General features: G+C 33.7%; 6 protein-coding genes and 1 pseudogene. All 7 read right to left on the bottom strand.

The genetic code is table 11. The features are described 5' to 3' along the window. Positions 1 to 292, bottom strand: a pseudogene (locus BW942_RS20570) (transposase); the annotation flags it as partial. 666 nt (positions 293 to 958) lie between these two features. Beyond that, positions 959 to 1,771: a hypothetical protein gene (locus BW942_RS20565; RefSeq protein ID WP_000888192.1), complete on the bottom strand. Its 813-nt coding sequence runs from the start codon at positions 1,769 to 1,771 to the stop codon at positions 959 to 961. 61 nt (positions 1,772 to 1,832) lie between these two features. Next, on the bottom strand, positions 1,833 to 2,708 hold the full coding sequence (locus BW942_RS20560; protein ID WP_001185518.1) for a ParB/RepB/Spo0J family partition protein: 876 nt from the start codon (positions 2,706 to 2,708) through the stop codon (positions 1,833 to 1,835). 2 nt (positions 2,709 to 2,710) lie between these two features. Continuing rightward, entirely contained in the window at positions 2,711 to 3,472 is a 762-nt protein-coding gene (locus BW942_RS20555) for a ParA family protein (protein WP_000516556.1), read from the bottom strand. Further along, positions 3,450 to 4,214, bottom strand: a complete 765-nt coding sequence (locus BW942_RS20550) for an RsmG family class I SAM-dependent methyltransferase (RefSeq protein ID WP_001153932.1) — start codon at positions 4,212 to 4,214, stop codon at positions 3,450 to 3,452. Before BW942_RS20550 ends, BW942_RS20555 begins: the two co-directional genes overlap by 23 nt. 1,028 nt (positions 4,215 to 5,242) lie before the next feature. Beyond that, positions 5,243 to 6,691 (bottom strand): M20/M25/M40 family metallo-hydrolase, encoded by a 1,449-nt coding sequence (locus tag BW942_RS20545; protein WP_001104117.1) that lies wholly within the window; start codon positions 6,689 to 6,691, stop codon positions 5,243 to 5,245. 757 nt (positions 6,692 to 7,448) lie between these two features. Then, positions 7,449 to 7,748 (bottom strand): integrase core domain-containing protein (locus BW942_RS20540; protein WP_000585552.1); only part of this gene is annotated, 300 nt, incomplete at its 5' end.

The following is a 7,748-nucleotide window of genomic DNA, read 5'->3' as shown; positions in this document are numbered from 1 at the left end:
GATTTTGTTCGCGGGAAAGCATGGCGGCAAACTTTTTTAGGATATTAACTTCCTCTTTCAGTTTCAGATTTTCCTTCCGAAGCTTTTTCAGTTCTTCACTTTCTTTTAACTGTTTATCCGTAAGTGGAAGCTGATCTTCTGATTTTTTCAAGTATTCTCCCCTCCATTGTCGTAACACAAAATAGCTGATTCCAAGTGACCCTGCTACTTCTTTTATCGTAAACGAACCAGAAAGTGTTCGCTTGACTGCTTGTTCTTTAAACTCCGGAGAGTATTTTCCTTTCTTATTCATATTCACCTTTACCTCATTCGCTGAGTAAAAGGTGTCCGTTTTTACGTAACTAGGTTAGGTGGTTATGATTCAATAGAAAATGCTTTTACTTTTAGTTATTATGACATTAAAAATATTGAATGGTGGTTTCAAATAACATTAGATGAAATAGATAAGATACTAAGTGGGGAAATTCAACAAATTAAAATCAGACAACCAGATTGATTCTAATGATTCGGTAATTAAAAACTACTGTAATTTGTAATGAGTCTATCCCAAAACCTCGAAGAATTTACGTGATAGTTCTTTAGAAATTCTTAATAAAACACAATAGTTTCTACAAAAACCGTCACATCACATTTGGTAATTTGCGAACTTTCAAGTAATTCTAATATTGTTAAATTTTTGTGTGAACTCCCACATTTTGAAGTTTTGGGATAAATTCAATATTGATTCCCATAAAATAAGTACTGCAAATTTTTTCTACAAAACCTTATTTCAAGATAAAACGCCGAGTGTTATCAATCAAGATGAACCACAACTTTTGTGAGTTGGGACAAATTCCCAAAAAATTTTTTAAAAACCTACACAGAATCTACGATAAATAAAAATTTAATATTTACTCTATTAGGAAACAAAAACTGATTAAAATTGCATAAGCAATGATAAAAAAATAACCGAACCTTTTTAAAACGCGTAATCAATTCTATAAAAAATAATCAATTTCAATGGTATATAAAGAAAACTGATCAACGTTGCACAACTACAAGCAAGAATAAAAAAATAAAACAACCGAACTTTTGTAAAACGTTGAGTTAATTCTATGTAAAAAATAAATATCAAACTCAAAACAAAACCGAGTATTATGGATCCCTCTTCATCATCTTTGTTATATTTCTCCGCTAATAATTTAATGTACAATAGCAAAGGAATCAAAATTAATATCAATAGATCAAACCAATGATATAAAAAGCTGAAGTGTTTTTCAGTTTCCCCTTTTTTTAGCGGCGATTTAAAATATAAAAGTAAAACAATAATCACTATCAAAGAAGTGAGCATAAAGCTCAAAATCGGCTCCGAATTTTTAATAAAACTAATAATAAAACCAAAATAACTAATAAAACTGATCAACGTTGCGCAACTACAAGCAAGAATAAAAAAATAAAACAACCGAACCTTTTTAATACGCGAAGTCAATTCTATGTAGAAAATAAATATCAAACTCAAAACAAAACCGAGTATTATGGATCTACCTTCATCATATTTGCCATATTCTTCCATCAGTTTAATATACAACAGCAAAGGAATAAAAATTAATATCAATAGATCGATCCAATGATAAAAAAAGGAATCCATCTTTCTTTCTTTTAACAAAGGCGATTTTAAATATAAAGGTAGGACGATAATCACGATCAAAGAAGTAAGTATAAAGCTAATAGCTGGCTCCCAATCTTTGAACAACTTAATAAAACTTAAAATAGGAAATAAATAATCCAGCAAAACTTTATCTACCCTTTCTATAAGATGATTTTTGTTTCATCCAATTCAGAATCTTTCATTCTTACAAACCCAAAGCGTTTAAAATCTTTTCCATCGCTTCCAAGTTCGGATAAACAATCGTCATTTTACCTTTACCGGAATTTTGATTATGACCGATTTCAATTTTCATAGAATATTTTTTTCTAAATTTGTTTTCTAGTTCGACTATGTTTACGTCTTTACGGGATCTTTTCTTTTCCGGAATAGAGGAACGTCCTTCCGAAATATTAGAAACTAATTCTTCAACCTGTCTTGCAGTTAAACCTTTCTCCGCAATTTGATAAGCAAGTTGTTCTATTTTTTTTCGATCCGCTAAAGACAAAAGTGGCCTTGCATGTCCTTCCGAAATTCTACCGTTTTTAATCAGGTCTTGAACTACATCTGGAAGTTGAAGAAGACGAATTAAATTAGAAATTGTAGAACGATTTTTTCCAACGCGAGCGGAAATATCAGTGATCTTTAAATTTAATTTTTCAGAAAGAGTTTTGTAAGCGATCGCTTCTTCGATTGGATTTAGATCTTCTCTTTGAATGTTTTCAATGATCGCCATTTCCATAGATTGGTTTTCGGAAACATTTTTGACGATTGCAGGAATTTTAATAAAGCCAGCAAGTTTACAAGCTCGATAACGACGTTCCCCAGAAATGATTTCGTAACCAGAATCTAACTGTTTTACTACGATCGGCTGAATGACTCCGTGTGCCTTAATCGTTTCCGAAAGTTCTTTTAAAGATTCTTCCGAAAAAGTTTTTCTAGGTTGTCCTGGATTTGGGCGAATTTCACTAATTTTTATTTCACGAAGCGCACCTTCCGAAGAAGAATCGATAGGAGTTTTACTTTCGTTAACTGGAATTAAATTTCCAAGACCTCTTCCGAGGGCTTTGGGTTTGAGTGCCATTTTTAATTCTTCCCTGCAACTTCCAGAGCGAGGCTTCTATAACTTTGAGCACCTACTCCTTCTGGATCATAACTTAGAATTGTTTGCCCAAAAGAAGGAGCTTCGCTTAACTTTACATTTCTTGGAATGATCGTAGTATAAACTTTGTCTTTAAAATAAGACTTAACGTCTTCAGCAACTTGATTTGCAAGGTTGGTTCTTTTATCAAACATAGTCAAAAGAACTCCTTCTAATTCTAAAGAAGGGTTGAGCTGATTTTGAACGAGAGAAATAATTTTCATCAACTGAGTCAACCCTTCCAAAGCGAAATACTCGGTTTGAAGAGTGATCATCACGCTATCCGCAGCGCATAACGCGTTGATTGTCAAAATTCCTAACGAAGGCGGGCAATCGATTAAGATATAATCGTATTCTGTCCGAAGATCGGAAATTGCATTTTTGAGTCTATATTCTCTTTGATCTTCTGCAAGTAAATCTGCTTCTGCGCCGCTTAAATTGATGTTAGAAGGAATGATATGAAGATTAGAAACGTTCGTTCTTTGAATACACTCATTTACGGAAGCTTCACCTAACAATAATTCATACGAAGTTTTATTAGTTTTATGGATCTCAAGTCCTAGACCAGAACCGGAATTTCCTTGCGGGTCCATATCTATAATTAAAACTTTTTTTTCAATCGAAGCAAGATTGGCCGCGAGATTGATAGAAGTTGTCGTTTTTCCGACACCACCTTTTTGATTGCTAATCGATACGATCTTTCCCATTTGCGCCCTTACTCTCCTTGCTAATTTCCTTCCAAGCTCTTGGATAACCATGCCTTGGGCTAGAAACCTTTTTCAAGAATTTAATATGTCGCATGCCTAAAAATTCAAGAGGAACTAGATCTTCTGAAAATTCCAATTTAAAGCCAGAATAAGAAAGAACTTTCTTCTCTAAATTTGTATCCATATCATGTTTTCCTAAAAATGGGACATAAGTTCCATTTATCTTTAAAAGATTACAAATCGCTTCTATACTATAAGGATAGGGAATAAAACCTCGAGATGTGACATAATTTAAAGATAATTTAGATTCCTCGGCTCGGATGAATTGAAATTTTACGCCATCAATTTGATTGGATCGAACAAAATTTTCAGTATGTGAAAGTTTTCTTTTTTGAGAATCAATTAAAACGACAATCGGATGTTCTTTGAGACAACGAAAAAAAAATCCAGGAATTCCTGGTCCGGTTCCCGCATCTCCAAGCTGCGTCCCCTTCCAAGATCCTATTTTTTTTGTAATTCGATAAACGTGATAAATCGATTCGAGAACATGCCGATCTAAAATTTCTTCTGAATCCCTTTTAGAAAAAAATCCTCCCGCTTCATTCTTTTCCTTTAAGAACACCGTGAATTTATGAACCAAATCCCAATCGAAGAAAGAGCTGATTTCGTCCGCTTCGGTTGGAAATCTTTCTTTTAGTCTTTGTAAAATTGACTCAATTGAAAATTGTTCCGGATCTTGCATGTTACTAAGATTGGATCTTGATTTGTTTTGTCTTCACAGTTTCTTTTTGTTTGTTTTGTGACACAGCAAAATCATAGCTCGTCTGAAAATGGTTGAACTCCTACTTAAATTCATAATGAGTATTTTAAAGTTTTGAGGTCCATTCTAAGTTATAGTACACTCCATAAGATAGATGTGCTAAAAATCTTTTTCTTTATGTAAGAATTTCTTTTTTGATCTTTTGAAATTAATTTGATTGAATACTGTTCTAGATTCTGCGCTCTTAGGTTTTCTTTTTAGAAAGAGAAACTAAACGAACTAGAATACGACCGCATCCGAAAAATAAAGCGATGTATTTTCTCGCTTTTCTATGATTCATTTGCGATCTCGAAAAGTTATTCGTCGTTATCAATGAATTGGCAGCGGAGATTTTGGGATAAAATAATAAGTAGAACCGAAGAGCAATTTTCTGTGAAAAGTCGTCATATATAAAAAATAATAGAATTGTTGAAAAATTAATTCTCCATCTGTTTCTATTTTATGGAAACGGGCAATTAAAGCAGTTTTGTTAATCGGAACTAGGGAATTTTCAACAACTCTAATATAAAAACTCGGAGTCCTAAAATTTATCTGGACTTAATATTTAGTAGATAAGAATACGTCTATTGTAAAATACTTCAATAGAATCGAAAAGCACTTCCTTACACTTGGAAACATCCTAAAAGATTTCTCGTTTTAAAAAAACAGGTTCTTATTAAAAGCGTTCATTTTTAAGAAGATCTGGTTTGAAAAGTAGACGAAAGAATCGCGTGAAGAAGAGGTATCAAAAAGCACGTTATGCATTCTTTTATAAAAACTCTTATCTCACCTAACTTGAAATCATTGGAGTTACTACTAGCAGTTCTGCTTTATTAGGCCCACTTTGAGATTTTCAAAACAGCATTTCTAGTAATGAATTTCGTAGGGGTTTCTACATTTCTAATGTTTTGGGACAATCCTCAGTTACTTCAAGGCATGAATTCTCACCTTGAAGTAACTCTAAAAGAACTTTAAGGAGCATTATTGAATTCTAAAACCGTTCTATGTAGAATTTCAATTCCTGTTTTTAAATGTTCAATCGTAGTACTTTCATTTTTACCATGTATTCCATCTATTTCTTCCGAAGTCATGAGCGCTGGAATCAAACCGTAACATTTAAATCCGGCCATTCTTAAATAAGATGAGTCCGTAGTTCCAGGAGATAAAAAAGGAGTTACGATCGAACCTGGAACCACTTGTTGAACAACTCCAGATAAAATTTGAAAATATTTTGAATCCACTGGCGAAATCGTTCCAGGTTCTAAATGTCTCGCACTGACTTTCACTCTATATTTTTCAGCGAGTTTTTTTATTTTTTCAAAGATCTCATTTTCACTAAAACCAGGTAAGATTCTTATGTCGACCATTCCTTCTGTTTTTGAAGTGATTACGTTTATACCTGCTTGATGAGTATCAATTCCGGTTATACTTACGGTATTACTAGTCATAGCTCTTAGATGTTTGTTTGATCGAATCACTCCATTTAGAACGATTCCTAATAACGGATTCCGAGATCTTTTTAATACAAATGAATTGGGGAAAGGGCTTACTTCTCCCATTTGATAAAAGAACGAAGCGGTCTCGTCTTTGATAATAACAACTTCGTTCATCTTCTTAAGCTCACTGAGAAAGTCGATGAGATTCAAAGCTGCATATTGTATTGGCGGAGTACTTCCGTGTCCGGAAATATCTTCTGATTTCAGATCCAACCAGATAATTCCTTTTTCTGCGTGTTGAATATTAAAGATTTTACTTCCCTTTACAACTACGTCTTTGGTTCCGATTCCTCCCTCATTGTGAACAAACTCATAACCGTTAAAAATTTCTTTATGATTTGCGATCAAAAACCTCATCCCAAATTCGGAACGACTTTCTTCGTCGGCAACTGCAAGATACATTAGATTTTTCTTAAGTTTCATTCCAGAATCATGAATCAAAAAGAAAGCATATAACTCCATGATTCCCAGACCTTTCATATCCACGGCCCCTCTTCCGTAAATTCTATCTCCTTTTCTTACTCCTGAAAACGGCGCCTCATCCCACTCACTTGGATCGGCTTCTACTACATCGATATGATTTGTAAGTATCAAACCACCTTCTGGATCTGTTCCTTTGATCTCCGCCATGATACTCGCTCTTTCCGGTTTTCCAGGAACTTCAAATATTCTGGTTTTAATTCCTCGTTTATCAAAGAGACTTTTTAAAAATAAAACCGCCTGTTTTTCATTTCCTCGAACCGTTTGAATTTTAAGATACGTTTGTAAATCTTTCGAAGCTTCTTCGGCAATTTTTCCATAATCTCGTTTAAACTTTGTGGTGGGGTTTATCGACTGGATCCCTTTTTCTGTAACAAAAATCGTATAGAGTAAAAATAAAACCAAAGCTCCTAAAAAGCCGAAGACGATTTTTTTCCAATTCATCTTTAATTCTCCTAAGTGCGGAAGAAAATATTGTGCCCTATTTTACTTTCAAGGCATTTCCGTTTGTGACTAGAGAGTTCGTGTATAAGTTTCCACGTTTTAAATTTTTGAAATTGGCTCTTTGTAAATAGATTTATTGTATCAAATTCATGTTAATTGATTTCAATTCTGAAAAAGGACTATTTTTACAATTTGTGGGTCTCCCAACTATTACTCAAACACATGAACATAAAACTATCTTGAGCTTATTCAAAAAATTAGAATGTAGATCTTTTTCAAAAAAACCAATAATTCTATGTTAGGCGCAACTTTTGAGAATTTCTGTATCTTTGCAAAATTGACTGTAGCAGTTTTCCACAAATTAGATCGCATTTGTGAACTTTCGAGCAGTTCTAATCTCGTTAAATTTTTAGTAGTTCCCACATTTTTGTAAAACTCAATCTCAGTTCCTAAAAGGAGCGTTCGAAAAATTCAACGTTTCGCTTCTTGAACTCAATAAAACGCTTCCTGAATGCCGATCCTTAGAGGACATTCGTTGAGTTTTCCGAGTCGCGTTCAAACTCAGCAAAACGCTTCCTATCATAACCTTACGCACAAGTATTGTATCTCAAAATTAATCTATCAGAATTATAACAAATCTTCTGTAAAACTTAGTTCCTACAACGCGATCCATAAGAGAGTTGTGTTGAGTTTCAAACGTGATCTGTCAAGCGCCAATAGAAGCGAGTAACCTAGTGACGAATTATTGGACACATTTTTACGCAGCATTTACTTCAAATTGCACAGGACTCACAAAGTCTAATGACGAATGAGATCTGTGTCTATTATAATAAACCTCTATATGATCAAAAAGTAATTCTTCGGCTTCTTGAATTTTATAAAAGTAATTATATTCCATTTCTCTTTTCAGAGAACCAAAGAAGGACTCAGCGACTGCGTTGTCCCAACAATTTCCCTTTCTACTATTACTCCTTCTGAGTTTATTATTTAACAGATACCTTCGAGTTTCGTACGAACAATAATTGGATCCTCGATCCGAATGAAAAACTAAACCCTT

Source organism: Leptospira interrogans (genome assembly GCF_900156205.1).
Taxonomy (GTDB): Bacteria; Spirochaetota; Leptospiria; order Leptospirales; family Leptospiraceae; genus Leptospira; species Leptospira interrogans.
This window is presented reverse-complemented; position numbering and strand designations above follow the sequence as displayed.

Coding starts and splice junctions, on each gene's coding strand:
- BW942_RS20555 (WP_000516556.1), bottom strand. CDS start 3,472: ATGGGAAAGATCGTATCGATTAGCAATCAAAAAGGTGGTGTCGGAAAA.
- BW942_RS20545 (WP_001104117.1), bottom strand. CDS start 6,691: ATGAATTGGAAAAAAATCGTCTTCGGCTTTTTAGGAGCTTTGGTTTTA.
- BW942_RS20550 (WP_001153932.1), bottom strand. CDS start 4,214: ATGCAAGATCCGGAACAATTTTCAATTGAGTCAATTTTACAAAGACTA.
- BW942_RS20560 (WP_001185518.1), bottom strand. CDS start 2,708: ATGGCACTCAAACCCAAAGCCCTCGGAAGAGGTCTTGGAAATTTAATT.